This window comes from Sporomusa sp. 246TCP1 (genome assembly GCF_057319775.1).
The window spans coordinates 2,817,875-2,841,853 of the sequence record NZ_CM170492.1 but is presented as its reverse complement, the minus strand read 5'-3'; the positions used below and the strand labels follow the sequence as shown (position 1 = coordinate 2,841,853).

General features: G+C 44.5%; 17 protein-coding genes. 9 read left to right on the top strand and 8 right to left on the bottom strand.

What is annotated here, in order from left to right; genetic code table 11:
* Positions 1–41: 41 nt before the first annotated feature.
* The 5 genes from AC1ECB_RS13160 to AC1ECB_RS13140 all read right to left on the bottom strand — a co-directional run bounded on the left by AC1ECB_RS13160 (position 42) and on the right by AC1ECB_RS13140 (position 6,435).
* Positions 42–524 (bottom strand): LptA/OstA family protein, encoded by a 483-nt coding sequence (locus AC1ECB_RS13160; protein WP_485669108.1) that lies wholly within the window; start codon positions 522–524, stop codon positions 42–44.
* Positions 521–3,622 (bottom strand): efflux RND transporter permease subunit, encoded by a 3,102-nt coding sequence (locus AC1ECB_RS13155; protein ID WP_485669107.1) that lies wholly within the window; start codon positions 3,620–3,622, stop codon positions 521–523. The genes AC1ECB_RS13160 and AC1ECB_RS13155 overlap by 4 nt, the downstream gene beginning before the upstream one ends.
* Positions 3,619–4,752 carry an efflux RND transporter periplasmic adaptor subunit gene (locus AC1ECB_RS13150; protein ID WP_485669106.1) on the bottom strand — a complete coding sequence of 378 codons (1,134 nt, stop codon included), beginning with the start codon at positions 4,750–4,752 and terminating at the stop codon, positions 3,619–3,621. Before AC1ECB_RS13150 ends, AC1ECB_RS13155 begins: the two co-directional genes overlap by 4 nt.
* Positions 4,753–4,911: 159 nt before the next feature.
* Positions 4,912–5,532, bottom strand: a complete 621-nt coding sequence (locus tag AC1ECB_RS13145) for a TetR/AcrR family transcriptional regulator (RefSeq protein WP_485669105.1) — start codon at positions 5,530–5,532, stop codon at positions 4,912–4,914.
* Positions 5,533–5,604: 72 nt separating this feature from the next.
* Positions 5,605–6,435: a MerR family transcriptional regulator gene (locus AC1ECB_RS13140; protein ID WP_485669104.1), complete on the bottom strand. Its 831-nt coding sequence runs from the start codon at positions 6,433–6,435 to the stop codon at positions 5,605–5,607.
* A 255-nt stretch (positions 6,436–6,690) separates the two neighbouring features.
* Here AC1ECB_RS13140 and AC1ECB_RS13135 point away from each other — a divergent pair, with 255 nt between their 5' ends.
* From AC1ECB_RS13135 to AC1ECB_RS13120, 4 genes are all read left to right on the top strand, one after another.
* Positions 6,691–7,761: an efflux RND transporter periplasmic adaptor subunit gene (locus tag AC1ECB_RS13135; protein WP_485669103.1), complete on the top strand. Its 1,071-nt coding sequence runs from the start codon at positions 6,691–6,693 to the stop codon at positions 7,759–7,761.
* A 15-nt stretch (positions 7,762–7,776) separates the two neighbouring features.
* A complete protein-coding gene (locus AC1ECB_RS13130; RefSeq protein WP_485669102.1) occupies positions 7,777–10,920 on the top strand; it encodes an efflux RND transporter permease subunit in 3,144 nt (1,047 codons plus the stop codon).
* Positions 10,921–11,248: 328 nt separating this feature from the next.
* Positions 11,249–12,574, top strand: a complete 1,326-nt coding sequence (locus tag AC1ECB_RS13125; RefSeq protein ID WP_485669101.1) for an MFS transporter — start codon at positions 11,249–11,251, stop codon at positions 12,572–12,574.
* Positions 12,575–12,733: 159 nt separating this feature from the next.
* Positions 12,734–13,573, top strand: coding sequence for a serine hydrolase (locus tag AC1ECB_RS13120; protein ID WP_485669100.1), 840 nt, complete (start codon positions 12,734–12,736; stop codon positions 13,571–13,573).
* Between the two features lie 119 nt (positions 13,574–13,692).
* Here AC1ECB_RS13120 and cooS read toward each other — a convergent pair whose 3' ends face one another.
* On the bottom strand, positions 13,693–15,819 hold the full coding sequence (cooS, locus tag AC1ECB_RS13115; RefSeq protein WP_485669099.1) for an anaerobic carbon-monoxide dehydrogenase catalytic subunit: 2,127 nt from the start codon (positions 15,817–15,819) through the stop codon (positions 13,693–13,695).
* Between the two features lie 419 nt (positions 15,820–16,238).
* On the opposite strand from cooS, the gene AC1ECB_RS13110 reads away from it, so the two are divergent.
* Positions 16,239–16,757, top strand: a complete 519-nt coding sequence (locus AC1ECB_RS13110) for an NUDIX domain-containing protein (protein WP_485669098.1) — start codon at positions 16,239–16,241, stop codon at positions 16,755–16,757.
* Positions 16,758–17,002: 245 nt separating this feature from the next.
* On the opposite strand, the gene AC1ECB_RS13105 is transcribed toward AC1ECB_RS13110, so the two are convergent.
* Together AC1ECB_RS13105 and AC1ECB_RS13100 are read right to left on the bottom strand one after the other, a co-directional pair.
* Positions 17,003–18,091: a cell wall-binding repeat-containing protein gene (locus tag AC1ECB_RS13105; RefSeq protein ID WP_485669097.1), complete on the bottom strand. Its 1,089-nt coding sequence runs from the start codon at positions 18,089–18,091 to the stop codon at positions 17,003–17,005.
* A gap of 598 nt (positions 18,092–18,689) precedes the next feature.
* Positions 18,690–19,088, bottom strand: coding sequence for a hypothetical protein (locus AC1ECB_RS13100; RefSeq protein WP_485669096.1), 399 nt, complete (start codon positions 19,086–19,088; stop codon positions 18,690–18,692).
* Between the two features lie 211 nt (positions 19,089–19,299).
* Here AC1ECB_RS13100 and AC1ECB_RS13095 point away from each other — a divergent pair, with 211 nt between their 5' ends.
* From AC1ECB_RS13095 to AC1ECB_RS13080, 4 genes are all read left to right on the top strand, one after another.
* Positions 19,300–19,821 (top strand): hypothetical protein, encoded by a 522-nt coding sequence (locus AC1ECB_RS13095; protein ID WP_485669095.1) that lies wholly within the window; start codon positions 19,300–19,302, stop codon positions 19,819–19,821.
* Between the two features lie 243 nt (positions 19,822–20,064).
* A complete protein-coding gene (locus tag AC1ECB_RS13090; protein ID WP_485669094.1) occupies positions 20,065–21,165 on the top strand; it encodes a BMP family lipoprotein in 1,101 nt (366 codons plus the stop codon).
* A gap of 228 nt (positions 21,166–21,393) precedes the next feature.
* Entirely contained in the window at positions 21,394–22,917 is a 1,524-nt protein-coding gene (locus tag AC1ECB_RS13085) for an ABC transporter ATP-binding protein (RefSeq protein ID WP_485669093.1), read from the top strand.
* The gene (locus tag AC1ECB_RS13080; RefSeq protein WP_485669092.1) at positions 22,914–23,978 is read left to right on the top strand and encodes an ABC transporter permease; all 1,065 of its coding nucleotides are present in this window, start codon (positions 22,914–22,916) and stop codon (positions 23,976–23,978) included. Before AC1ECB_RS13085 ends, AC1ECB_RS13080 begins: the two co-directional genes overlap by 4 nt.
* The last annotated feature ends 1 nt before the right edge of the window (position 23,979 follow it).

The following is a 23,979-nucleotide window of genomic DNA, read 5'->3' as shown; positions in this document are numbered from 1 at the left end:
TCGCAGTTCTCGTTGTCTTAAGGTGGATTGCCTTAATAGGACTACTCCAGCGAACCGGTTTTAGTATTGTAGGTTACAGAATCTGCGGACCATGTGTCAGTGCCTTGCGTGACCTGTACATTGCCGGTAAAGGTTCCAAGCTTGGTGCGCCAGTTGTAGTCTGCTGTATCAGCGGTGATGGTGATATCGGGCTGCGATAAGGTCACGCCGCCGCTAAGTACCGCTTTGTGCTGGGTACCGTAGACGTAAACGCTGTCGGCGGTAAGATAAATGGCATCCTGGGTAAGGGTGATGCCGTCTGAGCCCCAGACCTCCATTGAACTGAGGCTGACTTTGGCCTGACCGGCTGTTATTACGCGGCTGCCAACTTCAACGCGTACATTGCCCTTTAATAGATAGAGCCCGGTATCTACATCGTAATAGGTGGTATCGGCCGTGATGATAGGTTTGGCAGCAACTGGGCCTGTCGAGCAGGCTAAAAGAAAGGAAAATAAAATAAAGAGTGTTAGCGCGTTACGTTTCATAGTTTATGACCTCCAGGTTGATGAGTGGTGATAGCGGGGTGATTTTCGTATGCTGGTCTGGCCTTATACCAGGCCGCATACATGGTCGGTAAAATGATGAGTGTTAAAATGGTAGCGACAAAAAGTCCACCGGCGATAGCGACAGCCATCGGTCCCCAGAAAATACTGGAAACCAAAGGCAGCATGCCCAGAATTGCCGCCGCGGCCGTGAGCATGATGGGGCGAAAACGGCTGACAGTTGCATTGATGATCGCATCCCACAATGGTTCGCCGGCGTCGATATGCCGGTTAATCTGATCAATAAGTATAACCGAGTTTCTGATGATAATCCCGGCGAGTGCCAGAATGCCCAATTGTACGACAAAACCCATAGGACGTCCGGTCATCAGCAATGCCGTGCTGACGCCGATCATTCCCAGCGGCGCCGTTAGCAGTGTTATGAGCATCTTGGGGATATTGTGCAGTTGAAACATGAGCAGGGTTATAATGATGATCAGCATCGCCGGTACGGGTTGGAGCAGCCAGAGTATCGATTTCTCACTTGACTCTGTGGAACCGCCGATTTTAATACTGTAGCCTAATGGCAGCGAGGCACGAAGTTCTTTTAAGTTTTCATAGGCGTTATTAGTTGCATCGTCCCCCAATACGCCTTCCGCAGTATTGGCCTGGACCGTAATCGTCGGTGTTAAATCACGTCGCCAGATTATGCCTTCTTCTGCATTATAACAGATTTTAGCGATTTGATCCAAAGGAACATACTGGCCGCCGCCAATGTGAATGGTAAGATCTTTAAGGTGGGAAAGATCCTGGCGGCTGTCTGAATCGACGCGGAAAACAATGCCGACAGTTTTATCCTTTTCGCGAAATTCTCCAACCTCTGTTCCTGATAACAAAGCCTGGAGGCTGGCTGCCAATGTCTGGCTGTCAACGCCCAGTGCTCGGGCTTTGGCCTGATCAATGTTCAGCCGCAGGACTTTGTTTTTTTCATTCCAGTCCAGACTGATATCGGTAAGATGAGGATCGGCGGCCATGATGTCCTGCACTTGTCCGGCGATGTCCCGGACTTTATCGTGATCAGCACCGCTGATTCTGAGCATAACCGGATATGGGTCGGATGTGCCGGTTTGGATGATTTTGGTGTGGCCGCGTACGGTGGTAAATTCAGTGGCAAAGAGCTGTTGAACTTTTTTCTGCAGTTCGATGCGGGATGGTAAATCTTTCGCTACAAAAATAAACTGGGCAAAATTCGAATTCTCTATCGGCGGGTCTGCGGTCAGAACAAAGCGTGGCGCTCCTCCTCCCAGATAATATGTATAGTTGATAATCGTATCATCCGCTGCAAACTGATTTGCAAATTTCGCGGCTTCCCGTTCGGTTGCCTGCCGGGAGGCTCCTTCCGGCAGGTGCATTTCCACGATGAGTTCGGGACGGGTCGAGGCTGGAAAGAATTCTTGCTTGAGCAGTCCCAGTAGGAGAAGTGAGCCGGCAAAGCAGAGTACGGTACCTGCCAACACCTGACGGCGATGGGACAGGCACCAGGTCAACAGGCGCTTAAACAGGCGATAAAATGGTTTATTGTATGCATCATGCTCCGCCATATTGTCGACGGGAGTGACTTTCAGCAAATGATACCCGAACAGGGGGGCTGCTATAACGGAGATCACCCAGGAAATCAGGAGGGCAATGGTGATTACCGAGAAAATGCTGCCGACAAATTCGGAAGCGCTTCCTTTGGAAAAACCGACCGGAATGAATCCGGCGCAGGTGATGAGTGTGCCGGTCAGCATAGGAAAGGCGGTAGCGGTATAGGCGTAGCAGGCGGCGTCAAAATGGCTCCAGCCCTGCTCAAGTTTTACGATCATCATTTCAATGGCAATAATGGCGTCGTCCACTAAGAGTCCCAAAGCAATAATAAGAGCTCCCAGGGAAACTTTATGTAAGGCAATTCCCAGCATGTGCATGGTAATGAATACACCGGCAATTACCAGCGGAATGCAGAGCGCCACGATGACACCTGAGCGAAGGCCCAGGCTGGCAAAACTGACTAAGAGAACAATGCCTACCGCTTCTGCTAGCGTTTTGACGAATTCATTAATGGATTCTTTGACCACGGTGGGCTGATTGGTAACTGTATGGAGCTCCAGCCCGAGGGGCAGTTCCTGCTTGATCTGGGTCACCGTTTGTTCCAGGGATTTACCCAAGGCAAGAATATTGCCGCCTTTTTCCATCGATAGCGCCAGTCCGATTGCCGGCTGGCCGTTGTAAACCATTTTCGGCTCCGGCGGGTCGATATAACTGCGTTCAATTTTGGCGATATCACCAAGGTGGAAGGTACGGCCTCCAGAGCGTATCGGGAGATTTTTCAGGTCATTTATATTTTCAAACATGCCGGATACGCGCAGATAGATATTATCTGAAGCTGTTTCGATCATGCCGGACGCCGTCATGGCATTTTGTGCCTGTACGGCAGCGGTAATGTCTGATGGAGCAAGACCCAGCTGCGCCAGTTTGGCAGCTTCGATTTCAATATAAATTTTCTCCGCCTGTACGCCAACCAAATCGACTTTCTTAACGCTGGGCACAGCCAGCAGCAGGCGGCGGATAGTTTCCGCCTGTTCCCGCAAATCTTCATAGCTGTAGCCATCACCGGTCAAGGCGTAAATGCAGCCAAATACATCGTCAAACCGGTCATTGAAATAAGGACCGTCAACACCTTGCGGCAAGGTGGCTTTGATGTCATTGACCATATTGCGTACTTCCACCCAGGTTGGATGCACCTTATCGGCAACAACAACGTCTTCTTTCAAGGACACGTAAATTACGGATTGTCCAGGCATAGAATAGCTTTTTAGATAATCCAGTCCCGGCGTATCCTGTAATTTTTTTTCGATTTTATCAGTTACCTGTTCTTCTATCTGGCGGGCGGTCGCGCCCGGCCAGTTTACCGATACGATCATTTGGCGGATAGTAAAGTCAGGGTCTTCCATCCGGCCGAGATTCTGATAGGAAATAATTCCGCCCAGGAAAATGACGGTAATGAAGTAGTAGATTAGTTGTTTGTGGTTGAGGCTCCACTTTGTTAAATTAAATGTTTTCACAGCTTATCACCATCCGATACTCGCACCTTCTGCCCTTCGCGGACTTTGTGTACGCCGGCTGTGATGATAATTTCACCCGGAAGGAGGCCGGTTACCTGCACCTGGTTATTGCCGAGGCCACCGATTTGGACAGGACGCAAATGGACGGTGTGATCGGTTACCACCCAAACGCCAGGTAGGTCATTGGTCTGATAGATGGCCGCTAACGGGATGGAAGTAAGGTTGATGTTTTGATCGCCGGCACTGGTTAAAGATACGGCAGCCGTCATGCCGAGCCTGATTTCCGGCGATGGATTCAGTATACTGATGCGTACTTGGTAGGTGCGGGTGGTCGGAGCGGCCATAGGGGCGATTTCCCGCACTTTGCCGTTGACTTTTAGGTTAGGGAGAGCCCAAAAAGATATAGTGAGTTCCGAAGCTGTGCGTAATTCCTCGATGCGGTTTTCCGGCACACTGATTTCCACTTCGCGTTCCCCGTTTTGGACAATGGTTACTATCGTTTGACCGGCGCTGACTACTTGTCCGGCCTCGGCATTAATGCTGGAAATGACACCAGATGTATCTGCACAGAGCCGGCTGTAATCCAACTGATTGGAACTTTGCCCATATTGGGCAACTGCTTGCTGTACGGCCGCCTGGGCCACTTCATATGCATTTTCATACTGGTCAAGCTGGGCCTGACTGATGGCGTTTTGTGAGTATAATTGCCGGTAGCGCTGCAGGTTGCTTTCTGTCAGCTTTAGCTGTGATTCGGCGGAGCGGACCTGAGCCGAACTGCTGTTAACCGTCTGCTTAAGATCTTTGGGATCAATTTCCAGCAATACATCACCGGCATTGACGACACTGCCGAGCTGCACATGACGTTTGATAATTTTACCGGCCACCTGAAAGGCAAGCTGGCTTTCGCAGCGACCGCGCACTTCCCCGGCATATGTATAGCTTTTTAATTCCCCGGCGGCGCCAACTACAGCAGTGCGTACCAGGGGGATCGTTTCAACCGTGGCGGCGGGCTGGTTCTGAGCTTTCCAGAAAAAAATACCGGCAATGCATAAGGCGACTGTCGCTAAAACATAAAATAATTTCTTTTTTGCTATTGTTTTTAAGTAACTGACTAGCTTTGCTGATTGCATGAGTGATGTGCTCCTTTACTGTTTAAATTTACGCTGCTGATTAGTTGAGCATTGATTTATAGCAGAAAGTTAATTGAATACCATTCAATTAACTTTCTAAAAAAAACGCTCATCCCAATATTGGGTATGGCGGAATTTTCCCCTGGGTTATGTTTTGATTTATCTGGTTAGCATGATATGAATTGTTTTTTCTTGTGCGCCTAACGCTTTTTCAATAAGAGCTTCTGCCATTGTTAAACGAAATGTCAAAATCTCGTCAGAAGTCTTTTGATAGAGTGCTTCACTTAAAAAATCTGTGATGACTAGAATATAATCTACGGCAGTCGGCGGGTAAGACACGAAAAAATCCTGATTGGCTATTCCTGCTTCTACGATTTTTAACAGCCAGGGAGAGAGAGCCAGTTCGAGTTGGTGAAATAGTTTCTCTTTAAGTTGTAAATTTTGAGCATCATATAGCATATTGAGCAGCAATCCGTCTTTATAATTGGCTCTATGTAATGCGGCAGAGATTACTAAGGCTATTTTTTCTGCAGGAGTGGTGGTAAGATAATATATATTTTTGATTTCTGAGATCAGGAAAGCGGCGTGTCGATCCAGAAGAGTTTCTAATACTTGTTCTTTTGATTTAAAATAATAATAAAGAGTTCCCTGTGCTACACCCATTTTTTTGGCAATGTCGCTGATGGTGGTTGCATGGTAGCCTTTGGTAAAAAATAGCTGATCGGCAGCATCTAAGATTTCGTTGATGCGAATTTGAGGATCTTGCGGTGGTCTGGCCATAGTGCACCTCAATAATTTGAATTATGTTCAAATTATAAAGCAGCTGAAAAATAATGTCAAGGATAAATATGGTCACTTCAATAAAATTGAAATTTTAGCTTCGCAATAGTAGGGATCTTCAATGGCTGCCATAGTATCATCCAGGATACTTTCCAGATAGGCGTGTCCAAGGAATGTAAGCCTGTGATTATTTGCATAGTCCACAAGTTGTTGAAAGGTTGGGTCCATCTCCGTCCAGGGTCCTCGGTAATAACCAACAAGGTAATGGCCGGCAGGCTTATACGTCCAATTCATAGCTACGTTGTTTTTCTTATCAATACGGTAAAAGCAATTGGTTAATTGGCTGAAATTTCCCTGTTGCACTTTTTTGGCATCCATCATATAGCCAAGAGGGTATCCATTATAGGTCCGGGTATGATAGCAGTTATGCATAAATTTCAGCATAGCTTTTATTGATTGTTCCAGAGATACTTCGGAAATCGGTTCGCTGACTACGATTGCTTGCGCTTTGGATTCAATAATTTCGATTTTTGAATAATCGATTTCCAGGTTATCTTCCAGGCTGCGAAGCTTATTTTGTACAACCTTTTGCAGCCATACAAGCTCGGCAATTTCTTGCTCCAGCAGGTGACTTTGATTATTCAGCAATGTTCGTGTTTTTTGTGGAGTGCAATGCGTCAAATGGTTTTTGATCTCTTCCAATGGAAGACGAAGTTTGCGCAGCAGTTGAATTACGTCGAAAAGATCGCTTTGTCCATAGGTATAATAGCGATAGCCGTTTTTTTTCACAATAGCCGGTTTAAACAAATCAATGCTGTCATAATACATCAAGGTGCGCTTGTTAATGCCGTACAGAGCGGCAAATTGACCGGTAGTAAATTTTTTTTGTAAAAAATCATACATGATATAAAATCTCCTCTTGACTATACAGTTACTGTATAGTCTATTATAGTTTAATAGCTCCAAAATTGTCAATTTTAGGAGTCCATTGAGTTGCCCGCAGGTATAATTTGGGGTGTAGCAAAGCAATGCGGCAATGTCATTAACAAATAGGGAGGTTGGAAAATTGTGTCTTCAGCAAAATTCAGGAAGAGTTACTGTGTAGGATTGAGTGCTATACTGATTTGTTTGATCATTATAGGATGTGGCGGCACGAGGATGACGATGCAGGAAAAAGAAGTGCCGGTTAAAGCCGTAAAGGTTATCCAGCAGGAGGTAACGAGAGCTAGTGAATATGCAGGACAGGTACAGGGGAAAAATGAAGTGAAAATTCAGGCGCGTGTGTCAGGTAATATTGTTGAGAAAATGGTTTCCGGCGGTGATATCGTTAAAAAGGGTCAACCATTGTTTCGCATCGACAGCATTCAATATGAAAGCACATTGCTTTCTACTCAAGCGCAACTGGTACAAGCCGAGGCTAATTTGGAAAATTCACGGATTGATACGGAACGATATCAAAGCCTGCTGAATGCGGCAGCCATTCCAGAACAGCGTTTGACTACTCAAAAAGCGACCGAACGTCAGAATGAAGCGGTCGTGGCTTCTTATCAAGCACTAGTAAAAAAGGCTCAGGATGATGTAAACAGTACTTTGGTTGTTTCACCAGTAGATGGACGCATTGATGTAAATGATGTCGGCGTGGGAACTTATGTGCAGGCAGGGAGTACCACGCTAGTCACGGTTGGCACTCTTGATCCGGTGTTTGTACAGTTTAGTATGAGCGAAAATGAATACCTTAGCTTGCGGCAGGTTTCGCAAAACAATATTGCCAGCCACAACTGGGGTGAGGATGTCATGATTACATTAAGTAATGGTGAAGTGTATCCGTTAAAGGGCAAAGTAACACAGGCGGACAGAAGCTTGGCCAATAATAGCGGAACCCTGACGTTAAAAGCTTCTTTTGCCAATCCGGATGAGATTTTAATCCCAGGCATGTTTGCTAGAGTTAAGATCGCCGGCGTGCCAATAAAGGATGCAGTGCTGGTTCCACAGCGGGCTGTACAGCAGGTTTTGGATAAATCGCTGGTCATGATTGTCAATGCTGAGAATCAAGCGGAGCCCCGTCCGGTGATTCTGGGGGAAAAGGTGGGCAGTTATTACCTTGTAAAAGAAGGGTTGACAGTAAATGACACCGTGGTGGTAGAAGGACTGACAAAGGTTAAGGAAGGAGTGGCGCTTGATGTGACAATCGTTACTCCGGAAGAGTTGGAGTTATCGGTTAACTCATAGGAGGTGTGAACAATTATGGCAAGATTTTTTATAGAGCGTCCAATTTTTGCAATTGTTATTGCGATTATGATTGTAATAGCAGGAACGATTGCCGGACTGAGTCTTCCCATCGCCCAGTATCCACAGATTCAGCCGCCAACTGTATCGGTATCGGCAACCTATACCGGGGCGAACGCCGAAGTGGTCAATCAGACAGTAGCCCAGGTTTTGGAAGAGCAGATTAACGGTGTACAGGGTATGAACTATATGAGTTCAAATTCTGATGATTCAGGTGCCTATAATCTGGAAGTGGTCTTTGATCTCGGAGTCGATGGTGATATCGCTGCCGTTAAGGTACAGAACAGTGTCGCGCAAGCTAATGCTACTTTACCGGCAGAAGTAACCGCAGCTGGTATTACCACCAAAAAAGCATCGTCTGACATGGCTACGATGCTGAGCTTCTTTTCACCCAAGGGCACTTATGATAATACATTTTTAACTAATTACTTCAATGTTTATTTAAGGGATGCTATTAAGCGGGTCAATGGCGTCGGTGATGTCATGGTTTTTGGGTCGGAGTTTTCCCGGCGCATTTGGATCAATCCGGATCGCATGGCGGAACTGGGGTTAACGGTTGCCGACGTAATTGAGGCCGTCAAGGAACAAAATGTTCAGGCGCCGGCCGGTACAATCGGCGCTATGCCTGTACCTAAAAAGCAGGAGTTTCAGTATACTGCTAAAGTCCGGGGGCGTTTAACGAGTATCGCCGACTTTGAAAATATCATTGTGAAGGCTCAGCCGAATGGCTCCTTTGTTTATCTGAAAGATATTGCGCGAATCGAGAATGCTGGGAAAGAATTGAATTATACAACAAAACAGGATGGGGCCAATGCGGTTGCGGTTGGTATTCAACTTACCAGCGATGCCAATGCAATGAATACCATCCAAGGTGTAAAACAGGCCGTGGCAGCGGCGGCAGTGAATTTTCCACCGGATATGAAATACATATCTGTTTTTGATAATACGGATTATATTTCAGAATCTGTGACAGAGGTAGTTAAAACCTTCCTTGAAGCGATGGCCCTCGTTATGATCATTGTATTTGTTTTTCTGCAAAGCTGGCGGGCGACCCTGATCCCGATGCTGGCCGTTCCCGTATCGTTAATTGGTACGTTTGGTGCCTTTATTGTTCTTGGTTTTTCAATCAACACATTAACGCTGTTTGCAATGGTGTTGGCAATCGGCCTGGTTGTTGATGATGCTATCGTCGTTATTGAAGCGGTCGAACATCACATTCGCTATAGTAAACTGACACCTGTGGAGGCCACGAAACGAGCAATGGACGAAGTATCGGGGCCGGTTATTGCCATTGCTTTTGTATTGGCCGCCGTATTTATTCCGGTTGCTTTCATCGGCGGTATGGTGGGCGTTCTCTACCGCCAGTTTGCCTTGACGATTGCGGTGTCGATGGCTTTATCTGCGGTAGTCGCCTTGTCGCTGACCCCGGCACTGTGTGCTTTGTTATTAGAACCACATAAAGAACAGGTAAAAAGCAGTGTTTTGGGCCGGTTTTTTGGCAATTTTAATGACTGGTTTGACCGAATCACTAGCGCTTATAGTGAAACGGTGAAATCATTAATCTCCAGGGCAAAATATGGTTGTATTTTCTTATTAATCATCTTAGTGGGAACGGTGTACTTATACAAAGTTGTCCCGACGACATTTGTACCAGATGAAGATCAAGGGTTCTTTGCGACGGTTGTTAATCTGCCGGAAGGTGCAAGTATGAACAGAACACAGGCAGTGACCGGACGACTGGTAGAAGAAATCAAAGTACTGCCAGGTGTCAATCAGGTTATTTCAGTTGACGGTTATGATATGTTGTCAAATGGTGTCAAACCCAACGCTTCCGTCCTCTTTGTTGGACTCGAACCGTGGAGTAGGCGAAAGGATCCCGCTACCCAGATTGATTCTCTCATTACTCAGGTTTATAGCAAAGCGGGTCTGTATCCGGAAGCATCTATTATGGCCTTTAACATTCCTTCTTTGCCAGGTCTGGGCATGGTCGGCGGTTTTACTATGATATTGCAGGATATGTCCGGCCATAGCAAGGAAGAACTGGATGCGATGACGAAGAAATTTGTGCTTGCTGCCAATCAAATGCCGGAAGTGACTGCAGTATACTCTACGTATAAAAGTGATTCTCCCGGCTATGAGTTCGAAGTTGACAGAGAAAAGGTAAAAAATCTTGGTATCGCGTTAAATGATGTATTCACGGCTTTACAAGTCAATTTTGGCGGTACCCAGGTGAATGATTTCAACATGTTTAACCGTACCTATAAAGTGGTTATGCAAGCAGATACAATGTTTCGCAATGAAGCGGACATGACGCGGTTTATCTATGTCCGTTCCTCAAATGGTTCTATGATTCCATTAGATACTTTATTAAAACCTAAGTTGACTACAGGGCCGTCCATTATTACTCGTTTCAATGCGGCGCGCAGCATTCAGATCAACGGCTCTGTAGGAGCAGGCTATAGTTCCGGGCAGGCTCTCGCTGCTATGGAAAAATTGGCTAAAGAAACGCTGCCTTCCGGTTTTAGCGTGGAATGGTCAGGGCAAAGCCGGGAGGAAAAAAAGGCAGGCAGCAAAACCATGCAAATTTTGGCAATGGCCTTGGTATTTGCCTTTTTATGTCTGGCGGCACTGTATGAGAGCTGGAGCGTTCCTTATGCTGTCATGCTTTCCGTACCAACCGGTATTTTCGGGGCATTATTGTCTCAGTTTGCTATGAATCTGCAAAACAGTGTTTATATGCAGATTGGAGTGATTATGCTAATCGGTTTAGCCGCTAAAAATGCAATTTTGATCGTCGAATTTGCAAAAGTCAGGGTGGATAAGGGGATGGACCCGGTCAAAGCTGCTATCGAAGCTGCGGCACTACGTCTGCGCCCGATTCTGATGACTTCTTTTGCCTTTATTATTGGCTGTCTGCCGCTGGCGATGGCTAGCGGTGCCGGTGCTGGCGCAAGAAAGGCGATGGGTACTGCGGTTGTTGGCGGTATGACGATCGCTACGGCTTTTGGCATCTTTCTTATCCCGGTATTATTTGTGGTTGTAGAGTGGATTGTGGCTAAATTACATTGGAAGAAAAAGAAAAAAGAAGCCTATTCAGCATAAATTTGAATTGCACTTTAAATTCTCCTAAACCAACTTTGGTTTAGGAGAATTTTTTTGTAGGCGCGGTCCCAAAATCGTTAAATATTGCCAAAATTATTACAAATGTGAATATTAAAAAAATATATTGACAATTAAGTGGTAGTTAGGATAAAGTATGATTAAAGACGAATACAAACAGTGTTTGATAATATCGAACAGCATAAGTTCTGTTTGATCGAAAACTGTAAGTTTGGTGAAAGGAGGTTTTTAAAAAAGGATAGGTGACAGTTATGTTAGGGTCTATGCTGAGAAAGAGTAGTAGTTGAAATTTTTTAGGAGGTGTAGTTAATTGGCAACGATAAATTTCACTGAAGAACGCGAGCATCAGCTAATGAGTAAAATACGGTGGAAACTTGTACCGTATGTTATGCTTTTGTACATTGTGGCTATGTTAGACCGGGTTAATATTGGTTTTGCTGCTTTGCAAATGAATAAGGATTTGGGGATTGGCGCCAGTACGTTTGGTATGTTGGCCGGTATCTTCTTTATAACATATTTCTTTTTCGAAGTCCCTAGTAATGTTATTATGCATAAAGTAGGTGCTAGGAAATGGATTGCCAGGATTCTTGTTAGTTGGGGACTAGTAACGGTTGTTCTGGCATTTGCCCAAAATGTTACCCATGTTGCGATCCTGCGGGCCTTGCTTGGCGCCGCTGAAGCTGGTTTTTATCCTTGTATTGTCTTATATTTTACGTTTTGGTTCCCGACGAAGCATTTTGCCAAAACCATGTCACTGTTTATGTGCGGGATGGCGTTGGCGAATATCGTTGTTGGTCCAATATCATCGTGGATTATGGAAAACGTGGTTTGGATGGGGCTGGCTGGCTGGCGCTGGATGTTTATCTTGGAAGGATTGCCTGCCATTATCCTCGGTATTGTTACACTCTTTGTTATGGTGGACAGACCTGACCAGGCAAAGTTCTTGAATGCTGAGGAAAAACAGTGGCTTATTGCAGAACTGGAACGTGAGCATGTAGCCAAACAATTAAAGGTCAAGGTCGCTAGTAAATGGGAAGTATTTAAGAATGGCCGGGTGTGGCACTTAGCCTTCTGTTACCTGTGCTATGTACTTGCTCTCTATGGTCTTGGAATGTGGATGCCGCAGATATTGAAAAATCTGGCTAAAGCTATGAGCTTGTCAAATATTGGTTTGATATCCACTATTCCCTATATGTTTGCTATAATTGCTATGGTTTATGTCGCTAAACGTTCTGATGCCGCACAAGAACGCCGGTATCATACTGCTTTACCAATAGGAATAGCCTTTTTTAGCTTGATTAGTTTAACCATGACAGATAATTTGATGGTCTCAATGTTGCTACTGTGCGTAAGCCAGGCCGCCATCTACTCGTTTGTTGGCACGTTCTGGACATTGCCGAATTTGTATCTGTCGGAAGCTACCGCTGCTGTCGGTATTGCGATTATTAACTCGTTTGGCAATTTAGGTGGTTTTTTCGGGCCTTATATGGTCGGCTTCCTGAAAGACGCAACTGGTTCGACCAACGCCGGTATGTATTTCTTAGCTTCTTTCGCGATTCTGGGCACTATCTCTGTGTTGGCAATCCCCAAAAAAGAAGCAGCAGCTGAATCGTTAAAATCCGGTATAGGTGAATAACTTTGTCTTACTAAGCGCAGCAGGCAAATGCTACGCAGTTGCTCACTAATGCAGCCAGTACTTGTGCTGGCTGCATTTAGCTTTTAACGTTTTACTATCTATAATTGCCAGGATAGACATTCGTTCCAAGTAGCATACTAAAATTGGGGTGATTTTAGTATGCTAAGATTAACAACTACATTTTTACTAATCATGCTCTCCTTTACTTTAGTTGCCTGTGGCAGCAGCAACAACACCCCGCAGGCAAAACCAGAAGCGGCGGCACCTCCTGTCACTGATCGTGTGCAGTCACAGACTGACTTGTCGGGACAGCTTCAGCGCAGCTTAGAGCAATTTGAGGGTAAGGCAGGTTTGTACACAAAGAACTTAAAAACAGGTCAGGCTTTTGGGTTTAATCAGGATACCATCTTTCCCACTGCGTCAACTCACAAAATTGTAGTTGCGCTTGCCATTTACAAATACTTATATTCAGAGGCTACAACAAACGAAAAAAAACGTTATGACAGCAACATTAAGCAAATGATGGTAATCAGTGACAATCCCGCTTTTTATCAATTGTTAGATGATATTGAACGAAAAAAACCAGACGCACTTACGCGCGTATTGACAGATCTTAAACTTGTCCATACCAGAATACATAGTCGGGAGGCATTTTCCCAATACGGCTATCACAGTGTAACAACTCCATCTGAAATGGCTGTGGTTATTGAAACAATTTATAATGAGACCTATCTGGGAAAAGAATTCTCTGCTATCCTAAAAGAAGAACTGGGTAAGACTATTTTCAAAGAAGAAATTCCACGCTATATGCAAAAGGCTAAAGTGTTGCATAAAGTAGGTGAACTTCCGGGAGTGCAATGTGACGTAGGTATTGTTGATGACGGCCGTGATCTGATACTCATTAGTGTTTACACAACTACTCAACGCGCTGCTCCCTATGCCAGTAATTTTATTGCCGATACTTCAGCTAAAGCCTATAATCTGCTTCGAATCAAATAGTGAAAACATCATACACGGCCACGATCAGAAAAAAATTTTAAAAGACCGGGCAATCTCCTTGGGGGATTGCCCGGTTGTTGTACAAGCTGGTAGTGTGTAGTTGTTGAACTACGTTGTACTTAGTGTAACCCTAATTCTTTGCGTTTTTTCTCAATATGGTCAATATATATTTGTACAGTCTTATCAGCATTAGTTTCTACTGTAAGTTTGCCAAGTCCCAGGGTTTCAGTCGTTTCGGTTAATGTTTTGACTACAAGATCGCTGCCAGTAACTGATGGTACGGGAGCTACATGCACCAGCCAGCCGAGTGCGATAGCTGTGCAAGCATCAGCAACAGCTTTTTGTTCAAGATATTCGGGAGCGCCAATAACAAGTGGCAATTTATTGGTGTCAACATCTAGAGCGTCGGCAAGTTCTTTAGCTGTTTGGGTCATCTTTCCAATGTCGACACAAGCTCCGTAGGAAAGAACCGGTGGGATACCCAGTGCTTTGCAGATTTCTTTGAGACCAGGTCCGCATTCATCGGCAGCTTGTGGATTGGTTAACCCGGAATATTGCATGACTGCAGAAGTACAACCGCCTGACAATACTAGTATGTCTTTTTCGATTAAGCCTTTGGTAATACGGAAGATATTACTGCCGCCTTGACCATAGCGGGCGGTAGTGCAGCCAACAATAGTTGCGATACCGCGTATCTTACCGGCGGCAATTGCATCAATAAGTGGTTTCCAGGTGCCGCCAAGTGCTTCTTTCACTGATTCGGTGCTAAAACCAATTACACAACCTTCAGATATATGGGGCGGGATGTATATCTCCCGGTTTTCGGCTTTACGCTTGGCATAGGCTTCTATTGCCATTTCGAGAATCTTTTCGGCCTGTTTTTTCATTTCCTCAGGCTTAAATTCGACAACTTCAGTGCCTGGCATGCGAATAACCTCATGGGTGCTAACCATTTTAGTGCCAAAGCGTTCTGCGTAGAGCGGCAAGGTCGGAATGGTACAGTTATAATCAAACATAAAGAGATCAACTGCACCTGTGGCAAACAGGTATTCTTCAGATAACCATTCGCCTTCCTGACCACCATAGGCACTCATTTCTCCCGTATCCTTGTAATTTAGCAACTGTTGACCCTCACAGACATGGCCCAGTATCTGCATGCCACTGGCACCTGCTTTTTTTGCTTTCTCCTGCCATTCCGGCGTAGAAGCTAGTTCAATAACCACATGGGCCGTCAATGGCATATGGCCGTTGGTAATAATATTAACCATATCTTGTTTAAGGAGCCCCATATTCTGCTTGGCAGCGCGAATTTTTTGAGTTCCCATAAGGATCTCTTGCAGAATATCAAGTGCAAAGAGACCCTGATATTCATTGATTACCCCCAGACGGACAGACGTTAGTAGAAAATCTACAGGGTCGGCATTAAGGTTGGTCATGCATTTGGTTTGGGCTAATCCGATTTCACTGAAGCCACCACCGGGGTAAATACCAAGTTTGCGCCACAACTCTTGACGCTTGGGTGGTGCAAAGGCTTGAACCATAGCTGATTCTTCCCAGTAGGGTTTACCCATATCTGCAAGCACCCAATTAGCAAAATTAACAGCTACTTTATTAGCATCCTCATGGCTATTTAAACCTGCCATTTCAGCATATTTTAAAAGTTTTTGCTTGTCGCGGATTTTTAGGCCGCTATCTGGTTTTTCGGCAGCTGCTTTCAGGGTACGGGCGGCTTGCTGGGCGTGGAATATATTTGCGGATGTACCGATGGTGACATGACGATAGACAAAATTCCTGGATACCATAACATCGGCATCAACACCACAGTTGCCACGAGGCGCTTTGGGACTAATGCGGCAGGGGCCGTTGGCACATAGTTGGCAGGATAGACCAGAAGAACAAAAATTGCAGCGGATTTTTTCTTGCTGTTCAAAACGGTCAAATACGTTGGTTAAACCTTGGGCGTGTACGTGCTGATACATTTCACGTATAGCCGGGTCAATGATAATGTTGAGGGGAAACCCATCTTTGCTCTGGTCGTGAACCTTAATATGTTCGCGCTGCCATTTATGCACTTCAGGCATAGATGAAGGTGCTTTTTCAATGTCGTAGTATTTTTTCGCGTTTTTGTGAATATCAAAATGTTGGTCCGGATTATTTGTACCACTGGCGTCACCTTTATTGAGAACTGATTCAACGTCTCCGCGGTTGGTAGCATCTTGGCTTTTAATTAAGGTTTCATTAGGCATCTGGAATATACCCTCCTTTAGGTTGCTAACGTTAGTTTGTTACTTTAGAAGGGATTTTATTTATAAGTATGGAAGAGTAAGTTTTTTTTTCCAGCACAATATTTTGAGTATGTACGTTTGCAATTAGCATTGCTGGTGGAGGTAATTGTATAGCAAAGTTCATTGTTCAAAATAGCGTAACTTAGGAAGGCCTGTGATAATACAGATAGATATATTTCATTCAAATTAATTAAAAATTAATACTGAATTAACGCGACTCTCATAGCCACATGATATTATATTAGTAGACTTTTGTTATCCAGAGGGAAAGAATAACTTTCTCTGGATAGAGCGACGAAGACTTCTGTCGGCGTCCTAAAAGACTTGGCACAAGCCCAGTCTTATCTTATTTCGATACAGGTTCGAGGGGAGTGAATCTAGTGCACCATAATGTAAGCGCTGGCTTACTGTTGTATCGGATAAATACTGGACGATTAGAGTTACTGTTAGCGCATCCGGGTGGACCATATTTTGAAAATAAAGATGACCGATATTGGGGGATTCCCAAGGGGCATCTTGAGATTGGTGAAACAATTGTTGAAGGTGCAGTGCGGGAGTTTATTGAAGAAACTGGTATCAATCCGGATTTAACTTATTCAATTTATCTTGGTAGCGCTCCGGGAAAGTATAAAAGAATTCTACATATTTGGGCATTTGAGGGAGATTGGGATGTATCTAAGCCAGTGCAAAGTAATGCGTTCCAGTTAGAATGGCCTCCCCAATCGGGTCAGGTTTGTCTATTTCCCGAAATTGATAAGATCGACTTTTTTTCGATAGCAGAAGCAAAGAGGAAAATAGAGCGAGAACAATTAATATTTATAAACCGTCTTGAAAAAAGGCTATTAGGCAGTAATTATCAAAATCAACTTGATTTATTACCGAAAATTGCGCACGGTTAAGCTAAAGAATACAAGGAGAGGGGTGTTACTTTTGGCATCCCCAAAAGTAACAAAAGGTCTAGGCCCAAAGCGTCCAAAAGCTGAAAAGCCGGGCGATATTCCTAAAATCCGTAAACTCGCTACGCTCAAACAGTACGGATTTTTTAACGGAATACCGCCCGGCTTTTCTTCTGCGGAACGCTTTTTCCGGCAAAGGCCGGGGGGTTACGGGAGTTGCGGGGGTTGCCGGGATTATATACCTACCTTTATTCTGTGGATGGACCTATTTCCTCGTGGCTAGTATCTGATTGTTCATTAATTTTAAGTGCTTCCTCAATATCTGCTTGGGTAGTATGGTTAATAATCCTTCGAGTACCAAGAATAAACCCGTGCATAAACGGTGGCATAGGCGGCATACGTAAAGGTGGTTTAAGGTATTGAAGGTAATTAAATATTGCTGGGGGAGCTACATCATCTTTGATAAGCAGGAGCGGAGTATGTTTTCCCTGATGAGCAAAGCTTGACGCAGCTACAATCAAATCCCAGCGATTCAAGTTAGCGAACGTGAAGGCATCGCCTAATCCCTTGTGATTCCTGTTCCAACCAAGGTTTGTAACAGGGTCATGGTATTGAGAGAATTCAACTGACGTTTCAAAGGGGTCAGCGCCTGCTATGCGCCGCACTGGCGGTTCTACGATAGTGCTGATTTCCCGGGAAACACTATCTGACACTGAATGTCTGCCGCCAATAATGTAAACGTTTTTTTCAGCCATATCTTGTAAGACTGCAGCTGTTGAGCGAGGGAGCCGGTCTTTATGTGTAAACAGAATGGGCACCCCCGAATGTGTTGAATAGTAGGTAGCTAATACACTTTCGTAAGGGTTATCGGCAGACACGACAAACAAGCATACTGGGCCATCTGGTGATTCGGGTGGTATTTGTTCCCGCAATTTAGCTACTTTGACAGCACTAGTAAAGATGCTTTTTCCCATAATGTGTAACACATCATAGCCCATACTCTCAATTTCGCGAATGACTTGTGCCTCAAACGGGCCAATTGCAATGATTGAGGGAGCAGAGTCAGCGCCCGGAGGGTCCAGACGTTTAATTTCTTCGCGGGTAAGGGCCGCAAGTTCGTCTAGGGGCGTAAACAATAAATTGCCCATAATGGGGTCATGCACCAAACTAGCAGCAGCAAAGGCATAAGGAAATTGCTCAGCAGGTACTAGTATTATTACCTTGGGGGCTGAGCTCATAGCAGGCTTAGGCCACTGCATGCGGGATACAGCAACCGACAACTCAATTGCCGTATCATAAGGAATACGTGTTGTGTCCACTGTATTTAGGGGAACCATCCTGAATTTCACCTCTTCCTGACATAGTTGATATTGGGTATGTGGTTTTCAGTATATAGTTTATGCTAGAGGTGAAGTGATTGGTTTATAATTGCTTATAAATAAGTTAAGGGATATAAATGCAATTTAGAACAGCGACCGTAGCCGCTGTTCCGGAGAAGAGTTTTATTACTAAAGCTAGCAAATCACGTGGAAAATATTTCCTGGAAATAAAACAATCTAATAACGTGGGACCACCGGGACGGCCATAAGAAAAACCGCTAACGCGGTCCTTTGTCTTACGTTGAGTCAATGGAATACAAGGAGCGGGGTGTTACTTTTGGCATTGCCCCATAAGTAACAAAAGGTCTAGGCCCAAAGCGTCCAAAAGCTGAAAAGCCGGGCGATATTCCTAAAATCCGTAAACTCGCTACGCTCAAACAGTACGGATTTTTTAACGGAATACCGCCCGGCTTTTCTCCTACGGAACGCTTTTTCCGGCAAAGGCCGGGTGGGAGTTGCGGAAGTTGCCGGAGTACCAGCACCTTATGGGGGCATAATTTCTTTAAGGCAGGGGGTGGCGGTACTACAGGCCGATTAGTGCCATTGCCTTTCTTCTTCAATCAATATTCATTTTACCCAGGGTATCTTCTCCCCAAATTTTAATCATTTTTTTACCATTTTCAATAAAACCATGAGCAAGTTCGCAATGTCTTAATACGGCAAAGTTTCTTTCCAACTGTAACTTCGATAAATTAAATTTGTTCATAATTTGCTCGGCAGTAACTGAACCTGCTTCTTTAATGTAATTGTAGATGTTTTTTTGTAGTTCAGTTAATCCGTCGCTTCCTTCTTGGCCTGCCATTTTACGGGCCAATTTAGCACCATATACGGCGGCAACATCACACGTACGCGGGGGTTCCAACATTTCAAGATAACAATCCTCACAGAGCATTTTACCCTGATGCAGACATTGTTCTCCCTCGGGGATTTCGTTGTTACATTTAGTACAAATCATGATTATCCTTCCTTTCAGTACGTATAATCTCTTGAATGTTAATATACTAACAATTGAATGTTAGTATATTAACATTCAATTGTCAATGTTTTTTCAAAATCTCAAATAGGAGAATTGCTCTAAATTATTTTGTATATTTGACAAATTTGCGCTATGATGTAATAGTCACGCAAGAGCAATACAATATCTAACCAAATGAGGTGTTAGTCTAATGAAAAGGGTTTTGATGGTTTTTTTATTGGCACTGGTTATCATAAGTTCAACTACCAGTCCTGCTTCTGCTGCTGCCGATAGTAACGCGACTGCAGCTGTCGCTCTCTTTATCGACACGTCCGGTCACTATATTCCGGGGGTTGATATCCTAAATAAGGCGCTGAATGAAGTAATTCGATTTAAGATAAACGTTTTGCTTTTAGGAAGTGAAGTACAGTCTGGAAATGAGGTGTTACGGGATCTTAACCGCTGTAACGTCAATAGCGCAGCCGATGCTACCCTCGAAGAATTGGCTAAATACGGGAATGAGCGCCATGTGAATTATATTGTTTTGGTATCTGTTCGACCACTGGATGTAGCTCTTGATTTAAAGGCTTATTCTACGGCCGATAACGCTTATATTGTGGATAAATCGGTTACTCGTCCGGATGGAACGGAAACTGCATCAGTAGTGGATACGCTATCAGACATGGTTGGTAATGAGGTCGCTCAGGTCCTTCAGACAATTCATGGTTCTTAAAGCTGGTACTTTGCAACGGCCTGGGGGATTAGGAAATTGCTGGTTGGTTAAAACACCTACTTACTTGTAGGTGTTTTTTATTGCCCGTAAGGCAAGTGGCAGTGTTGGATGTTTGAGTAGAGGTTGAAACCAAACAGCGAGAGTTGACGGTGAAACTTTTATGGGAAACGTAGCCAGTCTAGCAGGATACATTGTGCGGATGGAGAAATATTTATAGCTGATAGATACAAGGGGGAATAAGACATGTACAGTAGAAGGCTGTGGTTATTTTTTTTGATTCTTGGTTTGTCAATTTTGTTTGTCGGTTGTTCCGGTATACAAGAGACTAAAATTCCGAATGCAGGGAGTCTTATGGTGGGGATGAGTACAGATGCCGGCACAATTGATGACAGGTCATTTAATCAAGCAACATGGGAAGGCCTTGTCAAGGCAGGAACGGATTTCAATTTTAAGCCCAAATATTTGCGCCCGTCCGGTACGACAACAGCCGATTATGATAAAGAGATTGCCAATTTCCATGATGCGGGTTACAGGCTAATTTTTACCCCCGGATTTAAGTTTGAGAATTCAATTTATGCAGCGCAAGAAAAGTATCCGGATACCAAATTCGTGATTTTGGATGGAGTTCCGCATCCGGGCAACGATTACAGTAAGGTTAAAGTTGAGCAGAATACAGTAGCTATTAACTTCGCCGAACATGAAGCGGGTTTTCTGGCAGGTGTGGCGGCTGCTTTACAGATTAAGACCGGTGAATTTGGTTTTATTGGCGGTATGGAGTTTCCATCTGTGCAGCGTTTCAATTGGGGTTTTCAGCAAGGTATAAAATACGCTAATGCCAATTTAGGTACTCAAATTAGCGTAAAAACCGAAAACTTTATTTATCAAGGCACGTTTCATGATGTTGCGGCAGGCCAACAACTGGCTGCGCAGATGTATGATCGAGGTGTCAATGTCATCTTTGCCGCAGCCGGCAGTGTCGGTATTGGCGTAATTAATGAAGCGGTAGCACGGACAAAAGGCGGACAATCAGTTTGGGTCATTGGCGTCGATGTAGATCAATATGCACAAGGTTATTATGATGAAGGTAAGACAAAATCAGTTATCTTGACTTCGGCGATGAAGTGTGTTAATCAGGCAGCTTATGATATGGTGAAGAGTGTAAAGGAAGGAAATTTCCCCGGCGGCAAGGCACTTACTTTTAATGTAAAAAATGATGGTATTGGCATTCCGGCTAACAACCCAAATCTCAAGGAAGAGGTTACAAGTAAGATTAAAGAAATTGTTGAAAGCATGAAAGAAGGTAAAATAACGGTTGCTGATAAAGGTGAAGGGTTATTGCGTTAAAGTTTTATGCCGTAATAGATGCTTAACCCCAAATTCACCTGAATGTATTAAGCAAGAATAGGTCCGGATTGGGGAGAGAATGTAGTTATACAAGCAACTCTCTTATCCGGACCTACTTTTATCCAGAGGGAAAGGTTAATTTTCTCTGGATTGGACGACTACGGTTTCGGTCAGCGTCCTAAAGGACTTGGCATAAGCCAAGTCTTGGATAGGGGGAGGTTATCAGGCGTGGAGTACGTCGTAGAAATGCAGGGCATTCGTAAAGAGTTTATTGGGATTGTCGCCAATGATGATATTACGTTAGCCGTTCGGCGCGGTGAAATACATGCAATATTGGGGGAAAATGGCGCAGGAAAATCTACATTGATGAATATTTTGTTCGGATTATATCAGCCAGATAGTGGCAGAATACGGCTGCACGGACAGGAAGTCCGGATTACTAATCCGAAGGTTGCCAATGATTTGGGAATTGGCATGGTTCATCAGCATTTTCAATTGGTTCATAACTTTACTGTCACGGAAAACATTGTTTTGGGAATCGAGCCTGGCCGGCTTGGCATTGTCAACACCAAATTTGCAAGCCGTCAGATAAAAGCGTTATCTGAACGTTATGGGCTGAATGTCGATCCGGATGCGAAAATTGAGGATATTTCTGTAGGCATGCAGCAACGGGTAGAAATTTTAAAAATGTTGTATCGTGATGCAGAAATCCTGATTTTTGATGAACCGACAGCTGTTCTTACGCCACAAGAAATTGCCGATCTTATTGAGATTATGAAAAACCTTGCCGCAGAGGGAAAGGCTATTATTCTCATTACTCACAAGCTAAAGGAAATTAAAGCGGTAGCTGATCGTTGTACAGTGATAAGACGGGGACGATGTATTGGTACGGTAGATGTAGCTTCCTGCAGTAAAGAAGAGATGGCGGAGATGATGGTCGGGCGGCCGGTCTTTTTAAAAGTGGAAAAAGAGGAATACTCTCCGGGGGCAGTGCTACTGGAAATCAAGGAATTGACAGTACTTAACCAGAGCAAGAGGCCGGCAATTAAAGAAATATCTTTTTGTATACATGCCGGTGAAATTCTCGGTATTGCCGGTATAGACGGCAATGGGCAAGCAGAACTAGTCGAGGCTATAACTGGTTTAAGAAAGATTCAGACAGGCCAAATTCTATTACAAGGCAATGATATTTCTTCCTTAACCATTAAAGAGCGGATTGATGCCGGACTGGCACATGTGCCGGAAGACCGCCGGAAACGGGGCCTGGTGCTTGACTATAGTCTGGAAGATAATCTGGTGCTTGAAGTTTATGACCGGCCGCCGTTTTCCAAAAACTATGTGTTAAACCGCCCTGCTGTGCGGCATTACGCAAAAGAGATTATGCAGTATTTTGATGTTCGTGCCGCACAAGGCTCTGTTACGATCGCCAGGTTGTTGTCAGGCGGTAATCAGCAAAAAGCCATCATTGGACGGGAAATAAGTCTTAATCCTAAGGTTCTGATTGCCGTACAGCCGACAAGAGGTCTTGATATTGGCTCGATTGAGTATATTCATAGACGGTTAATTGCGCAGCGGGATGCCGGCTATGCGGTGTTGTTGGTATCCTTGGAACTGGAGGAGATTTTGAATCTTTCAGATCGTATTGCGGTTATTAGTCAGGGCGAATTGATTGGGTTAGTCCAGGCTGATGCCACAAATGAAAATGACCTCGGCATGATGATGGCTGGTATGCGAAAGGAGGCAGACTCTTGACAAAAATAAATTGTCAAAGTCAAAAAGAGGCTCTTATTCTGCTGATGACCATCCTGTTAGGCTTGTTAGCTGGAGCCATTTTTATGTTTTTAACCGGTCATGATCCGGTAACTGGCTATGAGCTTTTATTTCGTGGCGGATTAATGAGCTTGGAACGGGTTGGGAACACAATTGCAACGGCTGTACCCCTGATTTTTACCGGGTTATCAGTGGCTTTCGGGTTTAAAACCGGTCTTTTTAATATTGGTGCAGCCGGTCAGATGTTAATCGGCGGCTTTTGTGCTATTGCTGTGGGGTTGACAGTGGATATTCCCAAGCCGCTGCTGCTAACAGCCATGGTATTGACGGCAATGGTATGCGGCGGTTTATGGGGGGCAATAACAGGCTGGTTTAAAGCCAGGTTTAATGTCCATGAAGTGGTTTCTACGATAATGCTTAACTGGATAGCCTACTGGTTGGTATACTATCTTGTGCCAGCCTACTTCAAAGGCTCATTTGAAACAGAATCCCGGAATATCCCGCAGGCAGCTTCACTACGTACAGACTGGCTTTCACAGTTATTTAACGGCTCGTATATTAACTTGGGGATTTTTTTGGCAATTGCCGCCGTGTTGCTTAGTGTATTCGTATTGCAACGTACAACACTCGGGTTTGAGTTAAAGGCTGTGGGGTTCAATCGCTATGCAGCGGAATATGCGGGTATTAACGCTGGCCGCAGTATTATTCTTTCGATGGTGATTGCCGGGGCTCTGGCCGGCTTGGGCGGTATGACACTATACTGTGGTTATACTACCAACCTTCAAATCGGGATATTGCCGTCACAGGGAATTGATGGTATTGCTGTAGCTTTATTAGGGGCTAATTCACCGTGGGGAGTCTTGGGAGCCGCATTATTTTTCGGTTTGTTATATTCCGGCAAAGGTTTTATGAATGCTATGACCAGTATACCACCGGAAATTGCCGACACTATTATTGCCACAATTATCTACTTTGCGGCTACAAGTGTTCTTATTGAAAAAGGTATTGATAAGCTTCTAAAAAGGCAAAAAGGAGGGGCTTAAT